The organism is Providencia sp. PROV024, assembly GCF_032709665.1.
Classification (GTDB): Bacteria; Pseudomonadota; Gammaproteobacteria; order Enterobacterales; family Enterobacteriaceae; genus Providencia; species Providencia huashanensis.
The window spans coordinates 4,093,770-4,116,166 of sequence record NZ_CP120545.1 but is presented as its reverse complement, the minus strand read 5'-3'; the positions used below and the strand labels follow the sequence as shown (position 1 = coordinate 4,116,166).

The 22,397-nt window shown below is 40.5% G+C and carries 21 protein-coding genes; 10 read left to right on the top strand and 11 right to left on the bottom strand.

The genetic code is table 11. The features are described from left to right. The 8 genes from P3L56_RS18980 to P3L56_RS18950 all read right to left on the bottom strand — a co-directional run bounded on the left by P3L56_RS18980 (position 1) and on the right by P3L56_RS18950 (position 10,105). Positions 1 to 1,761 carry a DUF262 domain-containing protein gene (locus P3L56_RS18980; RefSeq protein ID WP_272686028.1) on the bottom strand — a complete coding sequence of 587 codons (1,761 nt, stop codon included), beginning with the start codon at positions 1,759 to 1,761 and terminating at the stop codon, positions 1 to 3. A 16-nt stretch (positions 1,762 to 1,777) separates the two neighbouring features. After that, positions 1,778 to 5,455: a BREX system P-loop protein BrxC gene (gene brxC / locus P3L56_RS18975; RefSeq protein ID WP_272686029.1), complete on the bottom strand. Its 3,678-nt coding sequence runs from the start codon at positions 5,453 to 5,455 to the stop codon at positions 1,778 to 1,780. Positions 5,456 to 5,473: 18 nt separating this feature from the next. Next, entirely contained in the window at positions 5,474 to 6,058 is a 585-nt protein-coding gene (locus P3L56_RS18970; RefSeq protein WP_004249341.1) for a DUF1788 domain-containing protein, read from the bottom strand. After that, entirely contained in the window at positions 6,055 to 6,654 is a 600-nt protein-coding gene (locus P3L56_RS18965) for a DUF1819 family protein (protein ID WP_272686030.1), read from the bottom strand. Before P3L56_RS18965 ends, P3L56_RS18970 begins: the two co-directional genes overlap by 4 nt. Before the next feature lie 9 nt (positions 6,655 to 6,663). Continuing rightward, a complete protein-coding gene (locus P3L56_RS18960; RefSeq protein ID WP_272686031.1) occupies positions 6,664 to 7,590 on the bottom strand; it encodes a WYL domain-containing protein in 927 nt (308 codons plus the stop codon). Between the two features lie 447 nt (positions 7,591 to 8,037). Further along, on the bottom strand, positions 8,038 to 8,439 hold the full coding sequence (locus tag P3L56_RS22650; protein WP_410480082.1) for a putative zinc ribbon protein: 402 nt from the start codon (positions 8,437 to 8,439) through the stop codon (positions 8,038 to 8,040). 275 nt (positions 8,440 to 8,714) lie between these two features. Beyond that, positions 8,715 to 8,951, bottom strand: coding sequence for a helix-turn-helix transcriptional regulator (locus P3L56_RS18955; protein WP_272686032.1), 237 nt, complete (start codon positions 8,949 to 8,951; stop codon positions 8,715 to 8,717). A 113-nt stretch (positions 8,952 to 9,064) separates the two neighbouring features. Beyond that, positions 9,065 to 10,105 carry an inovirus-type Gp2 protein gene (locus P3L56_RS18950; protein ID WP_272686033.1) on the bottom strand — a complete coding sequence of 347 codons (1,041 nt, stop codon included), beginning with the start codon at positions 10,103 to 10,105 and terminating at the stop codon, positions 9,065 to 9,067. Between the two features lie 705 nt (positions 10,106 to 10,810). Between P3L56_RS18950 and P3L56_RS18945 the strand changes: the two genes are divergently transcribed. From P3L56_RS18945 to P3L56_RS18905, 9 genes are all read left to right on the top strand, one after another. After that, complete coding sequence (locus P3L56_RS18945) at positions 10,811 to 11,773, top strand: hypothetical protein (RefSeq protein ID WP_272686034.1); 963 nt, start codon at positions 10,811 to 10,813, stop codon at positions 11,771 to 11,773. Positions 11,774 to 12,042: 269 nt separating this feature from the next. Beyond that, a complete protein-coding gene (locus P3L56_RS18940; protein WP_210814464.1) occupies positions 12,043 to 12,771 on the top strand; it encodes a DUF3944 domain-containing protein in 729 nt (242 codons plus the stop codon). Positions 12,772 to 12,827: 56 nt separating this feature from the next. Then, positions 12,828 to 13,505 carry a helix-turn-helix transcriptional regulator gene (locus P3L56_RS18935; protein WP_272686035.1) on the top strand — a complete coding sequence of 226 codons (678 nt, stop codon included), beginning with the start codon at positions 12,828 to 12,830 and terminating at the stop codon, positions 13,503 to 13,505. A gap of 9 nt (positions 13,506 to 13,514) precedes the next feature. Continuing rightward, on the top strand, positions 13,515 to 14,564 hold the full coding sequence (locus tag P3L56_RS18930; RefSeq protein WP_272686036.1) for a hypothetical protein: 1,050 nt from the start codon (positions 13,515 to 13,517) through the stop codon (positions 14,562 to 14,564). A 57-nt stretch (positions 14,565 to 14,621) separates the two neighbouring features. Next, a complete protein-coding gene (locus P3L56_RS18925) occupies positions 14,622 to 14,840 on the top strand; it encodes a hypothetical protein (protein ID WP_269723564.1) in 219 nt (72 codons plus the stop codon). An 89-nt stretch (positions 14,841 to 14,929) separates the two neighbouring features. Continuing rightward, positions 14,930 to 15,346: an antirestriction protein gene (locus tag P3L56_RS18920; protein WP_004261417.1), complete on the top strand. Its 417-nt coding sequence runs from the start codon at positions 14,930 to 14,932 to the stop codon at positions 15,344 to 15,346. A gap of 59 nt (positions 15,347 to 15,405) precedes the next feature. Continuing rightward, positions 15,406 to 16,014 carry a hypothetical protein gene (locus P3L56_RS18915; protein ID WP_272686037.1) on the top strand — a complete coding sequence of 203 codons (609 nt, stop codon included), beginning with the start codon at positions 15,406 to 15,408 and terminating at the stop codon, positions 16,012 to 16,014. Positions 16,015 to 16,211: 197 nt separating this feature from the next. Next, positions 16,212 to 16,646, top strand: a complete 435-nt coding sequence (locus P3L56_RS18910; RefSeq protein WP_247047283.1) for an antirestriction protein — start codon at positions 16,212 to 16,214, stop codon at positions 16,644 to 16,646. A 101-nt stretch (positions 16,647 to 16,747) separates the two neighbouring features. Further along, the gene (locus P3L56_RS18905; RefSeq protein WP_272686038.1) at positions 16,748 to 17,572 is read left to right on the top strand and encodes a DUF932 domain-containing protein; all 825 of its coding nucleotides are present in this window, start codon (positions 16,748 to 16,750) and stop codon (positions 17,570 to 17,572) included. 131 nt (positions 17,573 to 17,703) lie between these two features. On the opposite strand, the gene P3L56_RS18900 is transcribed toward P3L56_RS18905, so the two are convergent. From P3L56_RS18900 to P3L56_RS18885, 3 genes are all read right to left on the bottom strand, one after another. After that, positions 17,704 to 18,858 (bottom strand): hypothetical protein, encoded by a 1,155-nt coding sequence (locus P3L56_RS18900; protein WP_181489905.1) that lies wholly within the window; start codon positions 18,856 to 18,858, stop codon positions 17,704 to 17,706. 737 nt (positions 18,859 to 19,595) lie between these two features. After that, positions 19,596 to 20,090: a FidL-like protein gene (locus P3L56_RS18890; RefSeq protein ID WP_042845652.1), complete on the bottom strand. Its 495-nt coding sequence runs from the start codon at positions 20,088 to 20,090 to the stop codon at positions 19,596 to 19,598. A gap of 7 nt (positions 20,091 to 20,097) precedes the next feature. Beyond that, positions 20,098 to 20,919, bottom strand: coding sequence for a transcriptional regulator (locus tag P3L56_RS18885; protein ID WP_198860961.1), 822 nt, complete (start codon positions 20,917 to 20,919; stop codon positions 20,098 to 20,100). 1,158 nt (positions 20,920 to 22,077) lie between these two features. Between P3L56_RS18885 and P3L56_RS18880 the strand changes: the two genes are divergently transcribed. Further along, positions 22,078 to 22,368: a helix-turn-helix domain-containing protein gene (locus tag P3L56_RS18880; RefSeq protein WP_048605919.1), complete on the top strand. Its 291-nt coding sequence runs from the start codon at positions 22,078 to 22,080 to the stop codon at positions 22,366 to 22,368. Positions 22,369 to 22,397: the final 29 nt, after the last annotated feature.

Below are 22,397 nucleotides of genomic sequence, written 5' to 3'. Positions count from 1 at the left end.
CTATGTCTCTATGCTGCTTGCGGGTTGTAATGCAGTTCTAATGCGGGCAAGCAGTGTTTCCTGACGCTCACGGTAAAAATCCATAAACTGGTTTAGTTGTTCAGGTAATGATGTTATGGCTTGTGATTGCAGATGTGCTTGTCTTGCATTCACATCAGGCCACTGCTGCGCATACCATTCATGGGGCATTTTTTGCCGCTTCTGATTATTGATAGTCCCTTCCAACAGCTGAAGGTTTGGCAGCTTGTTAGATGCTTCGATGAGTTCATCTAGCTGTTCAGCTGGGACACCAACTTTTGCAAGCTTGTTACGTGTAAACAAACCTTTGGGGTAGATGTGGTCCACATGAAAGTGTCGTGAAAAATCGAATCCAGGGAACAACAATGTCAACAAGGCAAAGGTACGCGGATTACCATAATCCAACTGTGCTAGTTCACTGATTTCCTCTGGGTCAAAGCGCAACGATTTACCACGCTGTTGCATGGTCGCTTCAATTTTCGCTAGCGGGAAACCCGTATCACCCGATTGTTTGATGTCTGAGCGAAGCATAGTAAGCAGAGTATCCAAACCACTTCCCCAGATGCCTGACGCTTTCAACAACGACCTAATAAGCCAGTTTCTGATGCATTCTCTATCGACCGCATATTCAACCCTAGAAAGGTAGCTTGCCGTTAACTTTCGGTGGTGCAGGTAATAGGCCAACGGGAGGATGGCACTTGTTGCTCTGAGGTTTTGTGCATTAAAACCAAAACTTGCCAGCAACTGCATTGAGAGCAATAACGCATCACGAATTGGCATCCAGTTCTTTTCCAGAATCGCCATGTTTTCCTTGTTAAAGTTCTCAACCTTAAAGCCCACGCTACCGATGTCAGAGAGCATTAAGCCTGCTTTTAACACGAGATCTTTTGATACGTTGAATCCATCACCAACACGGTTCATCTCATCCACTAATGCATGAATTTCTTCACGGGCATCTAACGAGCTCCACTGGGCTACTGCTATTGAAAGTAGTAAGTCTGAGTAGGACAAGGTAGTACCGCCGCTATTCATGCGGATAAAGATATTCAGAACACGTTCTAGGCTCTGATCACTTTCTTCATAAAACGAAATCTTGTCTTTGTCATGGATGGTTCGATACAAGTGACGAAGAGTTGAGCGAGCCTCTTTGCGTTGCTCCGAGCTCAACCGGGCATCATCAGCAACTTCATCGATAAGTGCATCTTCTTCCTCTTCCATGATCCGGCCTACACGGAACCAGTATTGTTCAGAAGCATCCAGAGAGGCTTTATCGTCGGTCAGGAACTCAAAGTCATACATCGACCCAGTTTCTAAGTCGGGCTGGCTTAACAGATTTAAGTGAAGCCTGCGCACAGGGAAGGCGTCATCATTGCTCCACCATTTACCTGTCAGCTTCCACGCAAATGAGCCGCGTAGGCCGATGTTCAAAGCAGTAATCCGCTGCTGTCCATCTAGGACGGCAATAAACTCACGTTCCGGTAACTGAGTGACATTTTCACAATGGTAGTTATCTCGCTCATGGTAATGCTGCATGAACTGATAAAACTGATAGCTAACCCGGTTCTCTGGTTTTATCTTCCAGAATAGAAAGGTCCCAAACGGGTAACCTTGCAACAGGCTATCAAATAGACGACAGATCTGTTCTGGTCGCCATACAAACTCTCGCTGGATGGCCGGTAACAGGTATTCCTGCTCAGCAACCTTGTCGAGTAATGATCTTATTGTTCCACCCGCTTGATACATAGCTATCCGTTGCCTCTTACTTAATTCTCACTCGGTCGCCAGCTTTGACAGCAGCAATCAGCTGTTCTCTTAAAGCGGCAAGATAGGCATCAACTTCGGCTTCACTTTCAATGAATCCGGTTGTTACTGATTTTGCCATGGCATCAGTTGGGTTAATCGTTACGGTACGTTTTGCAACCGGCTGTGGCTGCACTGGTTCAGAGGCTGGCTCAGGTGCTGGAGCTGCCTTACCGGCTTTCGCTGCTTCTTCTTCGCGTTTCTCCTGTTCGAGTTCACGACGTCTTTGCTCAGCTTCAGCTTTTTTGCGTTGATCTTCGATAAAGCCATTCAGCAACTCATAGGCTTCGTCCTCGTAACCTTCCGCTTCAATTTGCTCACTGATAACTTGTGGTATTGAAGAGGTTGCTTCAATGCACTGCCTGCACATTTGTAACGGGCGTAGTGCTTGGTTCTGTAGTTCAGACGGTGCATGAGCTTCAGCTAGCGCTTCTTTTACACGTCCGATGCGCAGATCAACACGCTCTAAGGCATGAGTGCGTTTTTCTTCAACCAATGTTGAGTTAACTTTTGCCACCTGCTCGATAAGCGGATTAATGTGGCGCAGCTGCTCATACGGTGAGGGCATATTGTAAATGCGTTCTAATTCAGTGAGCGCTTTTAATGCTTCACTGTCTTTTTCTAACGCGGGTCTATTGGCCTTAAACTTCTCGTTCAATGCGCCCGCAAGGGCTTGCCAAGTTTGAAATTGGCTATTGTAGAAGTCATCAAGATCCTCAAAGTCCTCAGCAAACTCTTCAAGGGCATCAGCGTCTTCTAAGAATCGGGCGATAAGAGCGAAGCTTGAAGTTTGCTCAAGAATACCCGCGACCAATGCAAGACCATCGTCAATTTGAGATTTACCTGGGAAATGGCCTGTCTGTGACTTGGTTCTGAATGATTTAAGCTCTTCATTCCAAGCCAGTAATTCATCGCGCACTAATTCGTAGAGCTCCTTTTCACCAGAGCCGGTAAAGGTTTTTGAAAAGATCTCTTTAACAAGACCAGCAGCCTTTTTAATTTGGCGCTCGTCATGTTGCCTGATTTTATGTACACGGATCTCGCCGCGTTTACGCACGCTGGTAAACGGCTCGTAAGCTTTTTTCAACGCCAGATCTGTGCCTTGGGTACTAAAAGATACCTTTCCAGCCAAACCCAGCCTTGCAGTGAGCAATAAGATTTCATTGTCTGGCCAGCCATACGGGCGCTTGCCGAAGCGGGCAACGATGTCACGTAAGTAAACAGGCTCATTACGCTCGACTTTTAGCGTTACGTACTGCTCAACCTCACGCGTAGCTTCTGGGTTACATTCATCCGCTTGAAGATCCAGTCCAATCTGAGCAATATCATCAGCAACAAGAACCGCCTGTAGTTCACGCAAAACTTCACCAGGCGTTGCCTTGAGCATGTTCAATTTAGCGAAGGTGTTTTCGATAACGTATTTGTATGCTTCTTCGACGATGGCACTTGGCGTTGCTGATTTCTTCGGTAGTTTTGTGCCGATAGCGTAAACGTCAGCCTCTGCAAACAAAGCTTCAAAATCCGTTCTTAAGCGTTTTTCACGCTCAATATTTTCCATCTGCTTTTCGCGGAGAAGGTGTTCTTGCTCTGGTCGCTGTCCTGAATTTTGTTTTAAGAATCGGTCAGTTTTTATAAAGGTTGTCAGCTCATCCCAAAGACGCTTATGTTCGCCCAGCTTGACGAGCACGCACCCATCAGCCTCAAGCGTATGATTGATGCACGCTTGATCGTGGGAGTAATTTTCAAAGTGCGAATCCAAAGGTGAAATGACTTTAATGACTAGGTCTTCCAGCGTGGTGCCATCTTTTGGATGACCATTGCAAAAACGGCTCACCGCAAAGTCTTGCTTATTAATCGGGTATCGATAGGCACGATTACCTTTCAAAATACCGTCAAATACGATTGCTGAAAGCTTGTTAGAGACCTCTGACATTTCAACGTCAGTGTGACGGATCTCGTTTTCGATCTCTTTTTCTTCGTTGGTCAGGAAAATAAACTCATCACCATTACGCGCAATCAGCAATTGGCGCTCAAGACGATTCAAGCTCTCTTCAATTTGTTTACGCAGCGCAATTTTATCTGCATCGATTCGATCAATTGACAGCGTCACAAGGTTGTCTAGTGTGCTTTTGACAACGTCCACATAACGGATCAAGAAAAGAGTTTTTAGAATCTTGCCATCGAATTCTGTTAAGGAATCCAACTCACAGGCTTGGTCAATCGTTCGCTTAACCGCTGGCTCCAAAAAGCTTTCAATCGGTGCGTAGAAACTGTAAAACGGGATTAACACATCAAGGCCAGAGTCCTTCATCTGTTTTGCAGCTGATTGGAAAGCATCAAGTAATGAACGCTCACCCATGGCTAAGTGCTTACCCGTCGCGCCTTTTGTTCGAATTGACTCAAACACTTTTTGAACCAGCGTGTAGTGGTAAGGCACAAACGGATAGTTGTCCACGAAAGACGGAGCGTCGGTGTAGCCCTTTAGAGACGCGGTTGTCGTTTTATCAAATGTCAGCTGGTTACGAAGAATGTCGCCCTTTTCAGCAAAGACATCGATGAGGTGTGTACGAGCTTCTTCCGTTTTGGACAACAAACGCTTTTGAATAACTTCCGAGGTATTCGAGCTCGACAGCTGTAAGCGGGTACTAAAACGCCCTTGAATTTTAGAGAAGTCATCGCCATCGCGCTTATCCATACCACCAATGGCAGCATCAATGTCTGCCTGAGAGGTAACAACGACCCAAGCTCTGCCACCACAATATGTGCCAAGATCTTCAGTAATGGTCTGAAGCTTCAACATCATTTGCGTGTTCTTACCGATAAACTGACCGACTTCATCGACTAAGAAAAGAAGGTTACGATCCCCAGTGCGATCTAAGTATTCATTAACCCACTTACAGAAGTTTCGGATATCTAGCGGGAAATTGTTTTCAACCTGCTCAACCCACGCTTTGGCAGACTCTAATGATTGCTCACTGGCATGAGCGAGTGCTTCTGAAAGTTCGTCTCGATAGAAGTCATAGGCGTCACGCTCCTTTTCCCAAGTTGATTGAGTCAACTCAGCAAATTTGTCCTTGAAAGATGCGTATTGATTACGTTTATCAAGCTCGCGTTCTAAGTGCGCAATATGAGGAAAGTCAGCGCAGTATCCTACACGCTCATTAAAGACTTTGAGGAAAACCTTAAGAATGGCATTTTCTCGGTCGTCCGTATTGGCTCGCGAATCGATGTTAAAAAGAATAACATCAGTGTCTTTGGTAACAGCGTTTTGGATGTCCGCCAACAGCATGGCGTCGTTGATTTTGTCTTTGAAAAACTCAAACGCTTGTCGGCCTTGGCCATCTTTTTCAACAGATTTATTCTCAAGCAAATAAGATAAAATTTTCAGGAAGTGCGATTTACCCGAGCCAAAGAAGCCAGAAATCCATACGCCAATTTTACCTGACATATCACCGTGGCTTTTCGCAACAGATGGTACATAAGCTTCAAAGAACGCACGAAAGTGACGATCTAGCTCTCGGGTTACAACATACTCATCAAGCTCGACATACACACTGTCATTGTCTTTTTGTTCCGCTTTAACAACGCCATTAATGTCACGCGTCAACTTCTTGGAAAAAATCTGTTCAATTTTCATTCGGGAGGCTCCCTGCTCTTAAATTTTTTTACCGTCTTCAGGCACAAGTTTGAAAGCGCGATAGTAGTTTTTAGATTCGATCATGCCAAAAGGATGCAAATCCCTTCCGCTATATTCACCCGGATAGAAAAGCACTAATGGCGTGCTACCCATAACGTCTTGCAGAGCACTAAGTAACTCATGTCCTCGGACAAGAGGCCACGCACTGCCTAAGCCTGACAGCAACACAAACTCAAGTTCTGATGGCTTATATTTGTCCGCGATATACCTTGCCACTTTCTCTTGGCTCAGAGGCCCGGCTAGTGTTTTTCGAAGACCATCAACACCGACTTGCAATTCACGCTGGCAAGCTCGGTCGAAAAGGCCTCGCTCCTCAAGCATATCTATCAAGACTTCAAAAATATTGAGATGGACAAAGCGGTAACCACGCTTGTTGAGTTTTTCGTCAACGTGCTTAAGGTGCTCTCGTACAAGCAGTTCATACTTGGCTGGATAGTCAAATACCCAAAATCCAATTTCATTGCCCAAGCCATCGTTTTTCAAAAACTTAGGGCTTTCAATTCGTTCCTGTATAAGATCAAGCCTGGTCTGGAGAGCCTTCATATTGTGCACTCCATTACCTCAATCAAATCTTCCCGGCCCAGACGAACTAACCAGTCTTTAACTTCTGGCATTAGGTAAACAGGTTGTATTTTCTTTGTCCTGCTATCACTCAGGTAGCCATTATCAACCAATGCCTTAATTGCGTTGTTACCCATTTTTTTGACAGTTGAGTCAGAAAAACCGCCAAGTTCGGCATATGTCCGCACTCTCGTGTCATAAAACTCAGACCATGCATCAGCGGTTAAAGAGGGTTTATAGGTGCGACGAGCCTCGGCTAAGGTATGTCGCATAAAATCAGCGACAACCGGAGAATGAATGAGTAATGACATCATCAGCATTTGGACATAGGCACGTTCACTCGCGGCTAAAAGATCAGTCATAAACTCATCACCCAGGACTTCAATACGCCAACGGATTGTTCTGGCATAACGAATAGCCGTCTGACCGGATTTTTTCTGAAGAACATTTTGCTCAACGATCAGCGACTTCCACTCATCTTCTGGAAGTTTTTTCAGTAGCGATTCTGCGATTATTCTAGATTCAGTTATCAATAAACTGCCTCCGATAAGATCGCCTAAATATTCTTTTATATTCATAAATTCATCTCACGATTCGCTATATCCAGGAGCGAGTGCAGCATTGTCAACGCCGTATAGTGCTTCTGGATTTTTAAGCGCTAAATGGAACTCTCGCCCATTGCTCTTGCTATTCTTTGAACAATCGATATTCCATAAACGCAGTAAATATCCAGCGAACGCAGCTCTTACCTCTACACGCAACCTATTGTTTTCCATTGCGTAGTCTATCAATACAGCTTCTGGATGTGCTAGTTTTGGATGAGGTATCAGCTCTAGTTCAACGATTCGGTTCCATTGCTTATCCCACTGAAGAGTCTCAACTTCGTCGTTAACCTCATCTTCTAACAACTCAACTTCACTTATTCTGGTTAACACAAAATCCCTAAATTCTCTATGCTTTTTATCGAATGCTCGGACATGCCATCTCAAGCCATTGTCAATCAAGGTATGAGGAACTATTTGCCTGCTCCCATGACCACTCGACAATGAGGTGTACTCAATATTAATCACCGCGCGTTTATGTATGGCTTCACTAATCGCCGCTACCACTTCCAATTTCGGCTTATTGAGATGAAATGGTGCTTCACAAGCCATAGGTGGCCTAACCTTGCCAAGAAAGCCATCACCGAACCCTTGGCTTATCGTCGCAAGAGTTCGAACAATGTCATAATCAAACAACGGCTGGAATGTGCTCGTCTTCAAGTGCACTCTGCGCTTTTCGTCATACATAACGTTGTTAGGAGCCAACTCTTTGTACCGCGCAAAATCTTGTGTTGCCACAGACGGCGCTACGCTAAAGCGCTCGGTTAAATAACTACGCCCAGCTTCACCTTTAAATAACAAAGTGAAATCAATATGAGCGAGTCGTTCTCTCTGTGCTTGGCTAAGCTCTTCAAGTCCAGTGTTGTCTTGCACTGTCAGCCTCTCAATCCATTTGGGACAAGCCCTAATCATCTAAAACTAGGAAGCCATCGATTGAATGCCATCAAGCAACCTACTGTTTTTCAGTAGGTCTCATAGTATCAACAAGTCGTCTTGTTGGCTATAAAAATTGGCTTGACATTGTTCGAATGTTTCTTTTTTGGCCTTGCTAGAAGCTCACGCTAGAATGCTAACTGACGCAATTCATTCTCTCGAACACGTCTAGCAACTTCTGCCTAGGCTGGTTGTTCTGCGCAACTAAATCAGGACACTTTTCTTAAGGAATTTTCATACACCACTGGCGATAAATAATTATTGGCCGTGTGTGATAGCGTAACAGCCGTTCCTCGATATGAAAATTCTTCCTTAACTCCTCTTCTTCGGTGAGCTTATCAGGGTAGGCTTAATTTTGGTGGCAGTACCGTGGTCACATTTAGCGAAAGCGTGATTGATTAACCTAACACCATGAGCATTAAAAGGTCATAATGGAAACGATTTTTCTGTTTTAGGCTGATGTTCCTCTGTTACATTCTGGGCAGGAATACACCAAATCCCCTCATGGAACTTCGGGCAACATTTTTGATTACTTGTAAAATACTCACGACACTGCACGCAAAACCAATCCGTGATCTTTAAAATAGGGGACACTGATCGAACCTGTGTGCTCAGTCGTGCCTTGTCTTCTAAGCTCTTGATCTTACTGATGACCCGCGGACAGTGCTCTGCGGTCTGAGGATCAAAATGGGTAAACCATGACTCCGTTGGCGTCTTGTGCAGTGTGACGGGCTCACCGCAGTGAGCACAGTAATAGTTTTCTCGTGAATAACTCGGTTCTTGGGTGGCTCCGGCGAATCGATTGTTTTGTGTTAGGGCGAGAGACATTTTGACTTCATGTAATTTAAGCATGGTTGTGCTCCTTCTGTAAAATTTAAACTAAACGTTCTGAGTACCTAACATTCAGGATCCACACTCGGCAACCCACCTTGAAACTTAGAAGACCACTGAGCATAGGCTGCATGCGTATCGAGTCAGGTTCGTATGTTTAGGATGCAACGTTGCCTAGAACGCATTCAATCGCACCAGGTGTGGTTGAAAGTGAGTTAGTGGGTAATGGGTGGGTATGCTATGGAAAATGCACGGCGACTAGCTCTAGCGCCTTAGGATTCAAGAGTTGTGTTGGCTCCTCTCGATTCATCAATGCGTGCTTGTAGCCATTGTACGACTTCACTTTTTAACCAGCGCGACATACGACCAAACTTGATAGGTTTGGGGAACTCACCCTCTTGGATTAATTTGTAGAACCACTTATCCGTTAACCCCGTTAGTGTGGTGATAAATTTCATGTCAATAAATTGGTCATCAAGTAATGCAATATTTTCAGTTTGCGTGCTCATGGTAAAACTCCTGTTTTTAATGTGGATAAAAAGCAGGAGCGATATCGAAAAATGGGATGTGGATATCACTCCACATCATTAACCGGATGTGTAAAAAATAATTTGTCTGTTAACTACTGACGTTTTCTCGGTTTGATTTCTCCTCGCCAGAAGGTGCGTTTAAGTTCAGGCACAGCCAGACGGATCCATGCGTCGGCTTTACATAAATACTTCACTGCATTGAGCAATCCTTTCTTGCTACCCTCATCAGTACGTTTCAGTAAACCAATCCCCAGTTCGCGATATCTTTCTTTTTGGTAATTACAGTTAAAGTATAAGCCTGCCATGTCTGTAATACGTTCTTGCCAGAATTCACCAATGAGTTTGCCCAGCGTGATGTCCTGCCTCACTTTCTGACCGTTAAAGAAAAACAAGGCGTGGTAATGAAAGCCTTTTTCCATACCGAATTCCAATTTCAAGATATACCCGACGCAGCATGAAAAGAGTGGGTTGCTATTAATGGCTTTGTACAGGGCTTGGCGATGCTGGCGCAGGTGGTGAGCTCTGACTCTGTGGCAAATACCACTTTTGTAAGACAGATCTACTCGTACAACTAACAGTTTGGAGTAACGTTGATACAACGAGTCAATGTATTGCTGAGCTCGTCGGTAGTTCTTCTGAGCGCCTTGTTCAAAGGTACGGATTTGCTTTTTGTAGTCAGGGCTCTTTAACGTGCTTTGGAACTCATGGAAGGCCTCGTTAAGCCACTGAAGGTGTTCAGGGGTATCTACCAACCAGTATTTATCTTTGTCTATGAGTATATCGCTTAGGCGGTATTTGCTGACAAGAGAGACCAAGAGCACAAGAGTGGGATGCAAGTGCTGTATTTGCGATATTTTCATTGATTGAATGTAACGGGTGAACTTGAGTGTTTCTAAAAAGAGCTCACCTTTGGGAGATGTCGAGGTGAGCTGCAATCGTGGGTTATTGGGCGACAAGGGAATGCCTTTATATAAATCTAATTTATGAGTTAGACGTTTTGAAAGGTGTTTAATATTTCCCATGAGTAGAGACACTAACTCACGCAGCGAGTGGTCTCGAGTGAGCGTTAAACGGTCATGTTCAAACGTGGTTGAGAGAACAACTTGATTTAAGTGTAGTGCACGATTTGTCATTTTATTTGCCTGTGATCGAATAATGGTTCGTATCATCAGGCTGGAAAGTTATTTTTGATTTTTAATTTGTCCAAGTCGTGAAGTAATGATTGATAATGATAGTTAGTGAATGGCTTAAAAGGGGGGAGAAGTTTTACGAGGATCGCTTACATAGGTATTTTTAAGGTTAGGATTAGTATTTAAAGGTGAAAAAGCAAGGTTGGTTTAATGGTTTTATTAAATGATACGTATATTTAAAACACAGGTCTAGCTTTGTGATTGTAAACAACCTGATTTTTTTACTTAGCTATGGATTTACCTTTTTGCTCATTAAAATCAATACGCTTATATGTAAGCTATTTCATGTATATCAAGCCACTGATTGAACACATCAAATCAATTACATAATTACATAATTACATAATAATAAACAATCCTAGCTTTAACACCGTTACTTCAAGGTCAATTAAACACAAAAGCGTATTCTACACACGGAATTATGACTCAATTTCTTAGCTATTAAGGTAAGCAAGTTAGTCCCCTTTGAACTAAGAAACTTGCTTTTCTTTCTGTGCTAAAAGGTCTTTTTTAACTACAATTTTACTACAATAAATCTTCATATTATTACTCATAATTATCTCAAGTTGACTACAACATCACATAATAAAATCCAATTTTAATACATAATAAAATCATACTAACTACACTGTAGGGGATTTAATTTAAATGGATATTAATGCTTATATTGAAGATTTAATAAAAAATAAAGATGCTAGAAAAGCAGTTTTCTTTATTCGATTGTTACTGGGTAATGAAAGATTTAATTTTTTAAATGTGTATGGCTTAGATGCTAGTAACTTCACACTGATTAAAACTGCATTGAACCTTCTTATTAAGGAAAGAGACTTTAGTGATAATGAATATTTGCGAATAGCCATAGAGTCTACAGAAAAAAATATACTTCCAAGTTCTAATCTTTCTTGGTTTTCTAATGATGAAAATGCATGTGCATTTTTTTGGGGTATATTGCGAAACCGTGATATCAATAAATATATCCATGATATTGATGAAATGAATTCTGGCTTTTATTTGTCAAAATTTAATGGTAACAGACGTAAAAATTGGTTTGAGCTACTTTCTATTGAAGATATGCAATCTTCTCATCTAGATAGATTTTATGCTATTACCTATTTTTTAGATTGCTCTATTTTCTTGGAAAATACAAAAAAAATGCTCATGGACGAGGCTAAGAAAAAATGGCATGAGGAGTCTCAAAAAGTCAAAGAGATGTCTTGGCTAAGCGATGGAGGAATAGATGCGGCTATTTGGACATGGGAATACTTAAAAAAATATGATGATAAAGAAAGAGCTGAGCGTAGTTACGGGGGGATTAATACCCTTGAATTATTTAATCCAAGTGGTAAAGGTGAACTACCATTGGTTATTTATGCCGCACTACGCTCATGGAGCTTTAGACATCGTAGTGAGCGAAGAATGTTGTTATCGGATATGAAAAAAGCGTGGGGTCAGCGTGCATACCGAAAAGGGCGAAGCAATATAAAAATATTAAATTGTGAGCTGGACATTGATGTAAAAAATCACTTGGATGAGTTAGCCCAAACCTACAATAAGACCATTGTCGATATGGTTACGGAGTTAATTGAGAAAGAATATCATGGTCAAAAATGATGAACACAACCAACTAATTATTCAGAAGCTTTCTTTAGTTGATTTATCCTAGTCGTTGTACTTGGTGTTAACTCAAGAAAATTTCAAATATACAGTACTGCCATGATATTAAAAAATAACAGATATATCAATAAATTACATAGATGTAGTGACACACCCTGTCATTTCCCTTCATTTCTCTCTTGAAAAAAAGTCAAATAGCCGGACATAACCTGTCCGGTGAGGTTGTTATCGTGGTGTTCTCTTTTTCAAGCTAGGGAATAACACTGATGGCAACTTACCGATTAGATACCGATTTAGCGTTTTTACGTGAATGCAGCAATGAAGAACTAGGCTTGCTTGTGTCTGTACTGACTCACGACAGCAAAGACGGGCAAAAGCGTTGGACTGAAACCTTAACCAGCTCGCCTGAATATCAACTCTACCATCCGGAGCACCAGCAATATTGGATGTCGATTGCGGCAGAGTTGCAAGCCTTTGGAGCTAACAGTTTGATGAGTCTCGTTCGAGGCAATAAGGGCGTGTTGTACCGTGAAATCTTACAGGATGTCTGTGACCACCTTGATGTCAATTATCCGAAGGAGGGAAGTACCGAAACCTTGGAATTAAATTTGTTATTGAAAGTATTAGAAAAAAGCTTAAATGAGCTGACCACAGAAGAGCTACAAGCCTTCTCTCGTGATATGCAACTTAACCTCACCAACCCCACACCTCAACTGATTTTGATTGCGGTTCAAGCGGCTATCCGTACCTCTGGCATTGCCGCACTGGAAGTGGCCACACTCTCAGCCATTGGTGTAATTAATGCGCTCGGCGGGGTTGCCACCATTGGCACACTCTTTGCCGCACACCGAGCACTTTCCTTGATTGCGGGGCCGATTGGTCTTGCCGTGAGCTCGGCATGGCTTGTCGCTGACTTAGCGGGACCCGCTTATCGGGTCACCGTTCCCGCCTGCATCATTGTGGCGTACTTACGACAAAAAGCCTTATCGCAATAAGGTTTATCAATCCCATTCTATCCGCTTGCCGGAGCTATTTTAATAAGGACAACATCATGTCGACTTCTGTGTCTCGCCATGACCGGCTTGCGTCTCGGTTGGCGTTTATTATTAGTCAATTATTTCGAGGAGAAACCGTCTATTTATCCGAGCTGTCAGAAGAGCTCAATGTCTCAACCCGTACCCTACGGCGTGACTTTAATGAACGCCTTCAGTATCTGGACTTGGAATATCACCAAGGTGGCTATCGATTAGCCGCGTCACAGCGTCCCTTTCGTACCGATAAGGACATATTGCGTTTTGCCGCCATTACGCATATCACCTCACTGTTTCCGGCCTTAGACAGGAAGCTGTTAACGGTTCTGCTCGACCCGACAATTGATTCACCGTTCATTGTCTATCATACGCCTCCTGAGCAGCGTCCCTCGCTGTTCGGGGGCTTTTATATCCTGACACAAGCCATTGTAAAACGGCGTTTACTGCAATTTACCCACCAAGGAAAAAGCATCACGAACGTCGCCCCGTATAAGTTGATTTATTACCACGGTCATTGGTATCTCGCCGCTGATATCGCGCAGCACATTCATGTCTTTGATGTGATGGCCTTGCAAGACGTGGTCATGACGGCGCGGGGCTTTCGTTATCGTGAAGACCTCAACCAACGGTTATGTGAAGAGGCGTTTATTCAAGCCTTGCCCCATTACCAATATATTCAATCACTCGTTAAATTATAAGGTATTAAGATGAAAACTATTTTTTATACCGTCTGCATCAGCAGCGCACTCTTGCTGGGATGTGATGATGCAACCTCAACGACTGCTAAAACTGTTTCCCAAGACATTTTGCGTGTTCAAGGATTGATTTATGATTACGACCGCAGTGTCACACTCGGCGGGGTACTCAACCATCGTAAAGATTGTGTTTCGCCAACATGGGAAACCTTAACGGATGAACAAGAAAGGCCCTTGGTGGTCTATAAGTGTCAGTTAGCTAAAGGGGCATTACAAAACGCCATTAACCACGATTTAAATAACTGGTATCAAACGACAATAGACGGTATGACTAAATTCATACCGCGCTTTGCCAATGCGGAAACACCGAAAACAGATTCAACCCTTGAGGAGCAGAGGCTTACACAGGTTTTACAGGTCATCACAACACTGTCTCAACATGACTGGTCACTGCTCCGTGACAATGTTGACCAGCCCTATGCAATGACGACACCGATTGCATTTAATGCCGGTTATACTACGTCAGAGGAAGCAGAGCGCCAGCTTAAAGCGTGGAATACGTTAACGGAGACATTGAATGACCACGCCCCTGATGTTGGTCTGTATTTATTACCGTGGTTAAACCAAACGGAAAATGTCGAGGCAATGCTCCGGAAAAAGGTCTCTGAGCTTCAGCAACACAATGCCAATGCGTTAACACAATTTAGACACCAGCAAAATGAAGCCATTCAAATCACGGAGCAATACATCACAGACCTAAAACGTGCACAACAAAATGCACATGACTGGTCAATCACCCAAGTTTTTATTTGGAGCCTCGTTAACCCTGAAAAGCCTGTTCTAACGCATGTTCTGTATAACCTAGAGGATAAACAAGGGCAGGAGGATTTTACCCCTATGATGGAAAAAACATTGAGCCGTTTAGCAAGAACAGATGCCGTCGCATGGGCGTATCAAGGTAAACTTGAAACCCCTAAAATTATTAACGGAATAGCAAAAGCGTTATTTTACTACCAAACACAATCCTTTCAAAAACCGGATATCGCCCGATATCAATACTGAGTTTTCACACACTATTCGGCGTTCATATTCAGTGAACGCCTGACTAAAGGGTAATCTATGTCCATTTTTAAACTTATCGCCACCTCTGTGAGTGTTGTGACACTGGTGTCTATCACCTACTACGCCCAGAAGACGGTCAATGAACAACTTGCGCTTGAAGGCGAGTATTCCGACACGGAAATTCAAGCGGCTCGACTTGGGGCGACGCTTGCTTGCACAACCTTATTGGGGGGAGCCATTGAACGACTACTCAACGGGCTATTTAGTGACCACTAAAACTCAACTATTTCAATGTAAATTCAACATAACGGCAGACCAATCGGTCTGCCTTTTTTATTTCGTAACATCCACAGAAGGGCTTTTTTATGACACTTGAACCCATCATCTCAACACCCGCTTCCAACCGCCAGCGCACGCATTTTTGGCAAACTCATTTTGGCAACGTTAAAGGCTTTTCAACCTTTGAAGTGGTGATTTTTACTACCATGGGCCAGTTTTGTGAGGACTACCACGGCGGGTATTGGGAATATTGCACTTTATCTAATGGCGGCGCTTTTATTTATCCCGATTTGAATCAAGAGGAGCTTATGCTATTCAATCCGCATAATGGTAACGAAGCGGAACTCAGTCCTGAAGCAGCGGGCATAGCTGTGTGTTTGATGATGTACAGTTTATGGTCCTTTCAAACGGAAAGTGACACCCTCGTCGATCGCTTTTATCAATTGCGTGATTATGCGGCGCAACATCCTGAACGTTCCGCTATTTTCCATTTAATCGATTAACCTCGCCCTTATTTACGCCGACTTCTTATCTATCTACTTTATTTTAAAGGAAATTCATTATGGCTCGCTTAGCATCCCGCTTTGGTGCGGCAAATAGTATGATGGTAGAATTATTTATGATCCACTATGTTATTCTGACAGGGTATCTACGAAAAGGAAAATGTATGAAACGATCAATCCAACTACCGTTAATTGTTCTTACTTCTTTATTGGTTATTCCATTGAGCTATGCAACTCCTCATAAGGACTTACGCCAAGCTCATCTATCTCGTTGTGCTAAACCTGTGTTTTACGCTCAAACAGCGAACCATAAGAAGGAAGTTGAGATCTGCATTGTTTCACCTTCTGTATCTTATTCTTTTGGTAAAGTGGGGGTAGAAAAAAAAGAGATGGATATCTTTGTACCTGCAAACAGAACTTCATTTGCTAGTCAAAGTAATCGGGTTTATAGCATCAGTGAGTTTACTATACGTAATGGTGATACTACCTATCTTGTCAGTGATGGCAGTAATGAAGAAGGTCAGCCTTTTAGCACCCTCGATGTCTATAAAGGAACCGTAGAGACAGGAAAGCACCTTGTTGAGATTAAACTAGATCCCAAAACCGTCGTGAATAACATCGGTTATCAATTAGCAGATGAAGGGATCCCCGAATCTGATTCATTATAAAAGCATCATCAGATTAACCCATTAATTAACTTACATTTATTTTTATATCTATATTATTTTAGTGAATCAATCATCAGAATGAGTCACTAAAAATGATACTCAATATACCTATCATTTCTAGAAAGCTCTGCACCGCAAGGTGTAGGGCTTTTTTGCTTATTACTGTCTATCAATATCGACTGAATTGGAGTTCTATTATGTTTACCTTACAAGAGCAAAAATCAACTGTTATCAAAACCAACCTCGTCAATTCCCGTGGTCGTAGTACCTTCTGGCGTTTCTATTTCAGCACAGTACCTGATTGGCAACGTATTGAAGGCGATATCTTTAATCTGATGGATAAGATGTGTGAGGTCTATCAAGGTGCTTTCTGGGAGTTCAGTATGCTGTCTAATGGCGGCGCATTTATCTGGCCTGATATGCTCGAAACCTCCCTGCATATGTTTAACCCGCATAACGGAAATGAAGCTGAGTTAAGCCCTGAAGCAGCCGGTATCGCAGTCTGTCTAATGGTGTATAGCATCTGGTCGTTTAAAACCGAGAGTGCTGTGCTGGTAGAGTATTTTTACCAACTTCGTGACTATGCGATGCAACATCCCGAGCAAGCACAAATCTTTCACCTAATTGACTAAGTTATTGATAACGCTTTAATACAGCGTCCACCAGCTTATCACCTCACTTATTTCCTTTATCTTATTTTAATTTATCAGTGTTATCACTGAGGAGTCCCCCTATGTCTCGTTTAGCTTCTCGCTTTGGTGCGGCAAATAGCATTCGTCGTGACCGCCCGTTAACCATTGAAGAATTGTTCCGCACAGTACCTAGCGTATTTTCAGAAGAGAAACACGAATCCAGAAGTGAACGTTATACTTACATCCCAACCATTACCTTATTGGATAGTCTTCAAAAGGAAGGCTTCTACCCGTTCTTTGCTTGTCAAACTCGTGTGCGGGATGAAAGCCGTCGCGATCATACTAAGCATATGTTGCGCCTCAGACGCCATGATCAAATTACAGGTAGCCAAGTGCCTGAAATTATCCTACTTAATAGTCATGATGGCTCAAGTAGTTATCAAATGTTGCCGGGTCTATTTAGAGCTGTATGCTCCAACGGTTTAGTTTGCGGCGATACGTTTGGCGAAGTGCGTGTACCCCATAAAGGCGATGTGGTAGGGAAGGTGATTGAGGGGGCTTATGAAGTACTTGAAACGTTTGATTCGGTAGCAGAGAAGCGAGAACAAATGCAGTCATTATTGTTACCGCCACCAGCGCAACAAGCCTTGGCACATGCGGCTTTAACTTATCGTTTTGGTGCGGAATATCAACCAATTACAGAGGAGCAAGTATTACAGCCTCGTCGCCGGGAAGATAAGAAAGATGATCTTTGGACCGTCTACCAACGTTTGCAGGAGAATTTAATCAAAGGGGGATTATCAGGCAGGAATGCTAAAGGCAAGCGAGCTCGCACTCGATCGGTGAATGGCATTGATGGGGATATTAAATTAAATAAGGCGCTATGGGTGATGACTGAAAAAATGTACGAGTATTTTGGAGATTGATTTATATTCATGACATTATAAAAGGCATGACGTCGACTAAAATATCGATGGTATGCCTTTATAATTGAATGTCACTTTGTGCATAGGACTTAGATAAAATAAAACAGCATTAGAATTTAAGTTGTTGATTATTAATCAACAATAGCTGCCCGTTGTATATGTCCACTATCATCATGACTAACGACAAGTCGTAATTTACCATTTTGTGATAAGACTTTTTGATGATTATTTTTAAGCTTAATTAATGAATTTTCAAATTGTTCGTAATTATTGGTTGCATTATTATTAATAAGTTCTAGCGTGTTAAGAATAAAGCTGCGGCGAAGGCTAAGAATTTCATCACTGTTAAACTTGGCTTTAGATAACAAATTATTAGCTTTGGTGGCTATTATTTCAATAAGGTTACTTAAAGCAGCATTCCAAACGTCTTTCTTTAAATCAAATTGGCTAAAATCTTTACTTAATGGATCAATACAGGCTTGTATATATGCCAACAATGATGCCATCTTAAGAAAAACATTACGGCGAGTAATTAAAGGGGGGATCTGTTCTGATATTTCCTTCAATTTCTGGTAAGTACCACCTGTCCCAAAAGTATCTAAATTCGTTAAGCTAACTACTTCATTTTTAATATTTTGTAGGTCAGCTAATAACTTAGCTTGTAATACAAAGGCATCAGCAACAATATCTTCAATCTTAACCTTTATCTGCAAAGACATTTCATAGTCAAAATCACCACGTTGCATCTTTTCAATAATTCCTTGAAGGTAATCAATGCGGCCTTCGACTTCTGCTGCATTATGACTATCAATTTTGTCTCTTAAACTATTAACCGCTAGTTTTATATCTGTTAAGTTTTTATTGATATCTGCTAGATGAGCTTGAGCTACAATTAAACTCATTAACTGAAAAGATCCTGTGGCTAGTTGTTTTAGTTTTCCAGCCTCGACTATTCGTCCTTTTCCTGCCACCCTCCCAACTTTAGCTCCACTACTGTGAACTGCATCAGCGAGTACTTCACCAGTTTTAGTTCGCATCATTCTTAGTGAGCCATCTTTTAGGCCTTTTTGAATTTCAGGTTTAAATACAAGCTCAATGGTACGTCCACTTGTATTGATAACCCCTTGCATAGATTGTGAGACTAAGTTACTAATCTTACTTAGATCTTCTTTTTTTGCGATTGGAAACGATATTTCATCAGGAAAAGATAAGCACTCTTTTGCATAGATAATGGGTACACCATTTTCATCAGTTAAGGTACTATACTGAAGCTCGTTGATATCCATAAGAATCCTCTAGTCATTATCATAGGTATTTCCTTGTGATATCATTTTACCATACAAGAGCTAGTAATTATGCCAAACAATCGTTGTATTTAAGTTATTAAAAAGCGGGTCACATAATCTTAAACTTTATACCTGCTCTTTAATGATTTTAGTCGGTGAGTATACATATAAGTATACAAAAAATTCCCTATAAATTTATAGCAAATAAAAACAATGCATTGCCTATAAAATGCGAGTCCGGCCTTCGCACCATAAGAACACCAAGAGGCATCAACAGACGTCTTTTTTTGTATCTGAAATCCAGTGCTTGCAAGGCTTGTCCTTACTTTTGACGCTAAGATCAACTCAGATCGATTACCTGCATACCCAATCATGTATCGGGTGATTTGGTGCTGAGTTTCAACAAAGCTTCGATAGCCTATTATCATACCCAAGCACCTAAAACACGTTTGATTGGCGCATTGTCCCAGCAATTGCCTTGTTGAAATAAACTTTGCTTTAACTGGTTAACTCATTTATCCATAGTAAATTTACTAGCACTTATAGTGTTAGTAGCTTTGACCACGGAATAGCTCTGGTCAAGGGAAAAACTAGTCTCAAATTAAATTCTGCACTGAAATTACGTCGAGTTTGCATTGTCATATAGGTCACCTTGAACTAATAACACCTCTATTCAGGTAGCCAATTGACTATGACACTTCAGTCCGTATATCTTCTCTCAATATGCTTTATTGATATCAGATAGGAGGCAACTCGTTTTCTTTTTGTTCCCCACAAATAAAGTAAGGGCCAAATGCACTGGAAAAGAGATACCTTCCAGGGGAGATTTGATTAATCTTCGAGTAACTGGTTGTACCAAAAGAAAATGCTTTTAAATAGTGATTGAATACTTCATCACTCACATTATCATTTTTTGCCTTTCTCACTAATGTAATTTTCGTTTTGATATTATCGATTTCATCAATAGTCGAGTTAGTATAGTGAACGACTCTATTCACGGAATAGGTTTTATCCGTGGAAATTGAACCAACCAACTTTATATAGCCGCTATTATCCTTTTGATGGACGATCCTTAAGTCAATTTCATATCCAGCTTTAGGGTATAAGGGAGACTCAAAATTTGAGTTAATTTGTGCACTACAGTATTTGTTGTCCTCTACAGTCACAGAATAAAAAAATAGGCCAACTGACAATAATGCAATGACACACAATAAAATAGTAATTTTTCTCATTCTTAACCTACCAATTTATTCGAGTTGAAATACATATTTTATTATCTTCGCACTTAGTCAGTAGGGTTTGTTTTTCTACTTGAGCATTACTATGGTTACTGTAGTAATAAAAAATGGCGCTGTTATTACATTGTAAATTAAACTCTTTTACATGTTTATCAATATCTTTTGAATTATTTTTATCGTCAAAATTACTGTTAAATGAATAAACAGGGCATGACCCTATTGTACTGACAAGGTACGTATTAACTTTGTCAAAGCTTAATGCACCAAAAAATAAATTATACATTGAAGCCAGTGTTAAAATGACGCTGAAGCCAAGTATAATTTTCAATGAGAAATTACGCTTTAACGTATAACATACTCGGGGTTTAGCTATAACGGAAGATACCGCGACTTGATTATGTGTATTAAGCTCAATTAAAGGTAGTTTATCCCTTCCATCAAGTTTTTCTGTATCTCCTTTTTCTTCACTATGGCGAACAAGCTCGGTGTTACGTTGTGTAATAATGAGTTCTGAAGATAAAATAACACCTTTTTTAGGAATATTTAAAATTGCATTATCTATCTCAAGGTGCTGATAAAGTAGTTTTCGCAGAGCACTGATATATTGGTTTAATGTATTAATTGAGGCAGTCAAACCATGCTCATCCCAAACTTTTTTTAAAAGCTCTTCTCTTGGGATGATCATGTTATTATTTTCGACTAATACTCTGAAAATACGATTTAAAATAGGTGTAAGCTTGGCCACTTCGCTGTTTGAGCCTAGCTGAATTATCTCACCAGTTTCAGAATCATATTCTATACAATTGTTCAATATATATATCATTGTTTATAATTTTTACTCTGTTAAAAATGATTTTTAAGTTTATAAATTTCACTTACAGTCAGTCTGTTAATTATATTAAGCACTACCTCACGATTTTACAACACATTGATTTGTGGTTTTCTTAATCTAAAGCATGAATGATTGATTTAACAATTAATATGAATAACAACCAAATTATTACACGAAAATGGAGTGGTGTCAGTTAGAAAGGAAGGTTTTCAAAGAGGTTAGCTAGCTGTTTAGTCTAAAAAAATAAATTTTTTAGACTAATAGTTTTAAGTTTTAATAAAGTTTGGTTTTTTAATTCGATTTATAAGAAGTACTTTTTTACACCTAGAATACTATAGTCATATGATCCTACTCTGGGGATAATTAAAATTTAATAAACAATGGGTTACCTGTTTTCCGTGTTTGTATCTACTTTGAGTTACACTAAATAATCCCCTCTACATTCCAACATTTCCGTTGAAATGATTCATTTATTCCATTTCCTTATTTTCTTTAGACAGAAAGAACGAGCAAGTAAAATCACCTTTATAGATGAGCTTTGTTAGGCTTTAAAATTTAGCTACGGTACTAATATGACAGAAAAGCAAAAGTCTTATTTACCCCTTCAGTTTCTTTGTAGGTAGTCTTAAAACAAATATCTATTTTATCAACTAAAACTAAAGGTAATATTTATTCTATAGTGTAATTGTCATATTTTGACTATCTATATAAGTTATTTTAATAAAGTTATCATATATCTTTTATTGAATAACTGTAACAAATTGCAAGTATGATAGGTGAAGATATGAGTACTAAATATTAAATTTGACAATGTTAACGAAAACATAATTTATAACGTGATTAACTAAATTTATTCAACCCATTGATATATAAGATTATAATAACTTATAATTAATTTTAATAGGTTATAATATATGTTTTTATATTTTTCAATAGGTCGCGCCTATCTAAAAGCTCGCTTTTCATTGCTTAAAACACTTTTACTCCAATATTGGATAAATCTATAGTAAGCGACATCAAATGAGTTGAGTTAAAAAATACTCCTCCGTTAAATGACTTATTATTATATTAGAATTTATTATTTAGAATCTGGCTATGGTTTTAAGCTAATCGATTATTGATTAAAATATATTTTTAGGAGACTTGGCTATGTTTGTAGAAAATGTAGATAAGATAAAAAGTGAAGTTAAATATATCAATGGATTAGATATTACAAAAGAAACAGGTAAGTTTTTAAAATCAGCTAGAATAGAAAAATGTTTGTCTGGTACTGAAGTTGGAAAATTATTATACCTGAGTCAACAGCAAGTTTCTCGTTATGAGAATGGGTTGTGTAATATATCGATCGATATGCTAAATAACTATTTGCATGCACTTGGCAAGGATTGGTCTGATTATTATTACTACGTTATTGCAAATAATTTTTCGAACAAAATTTAATTGTCTAATTTTAAATTTTAAAACTGATT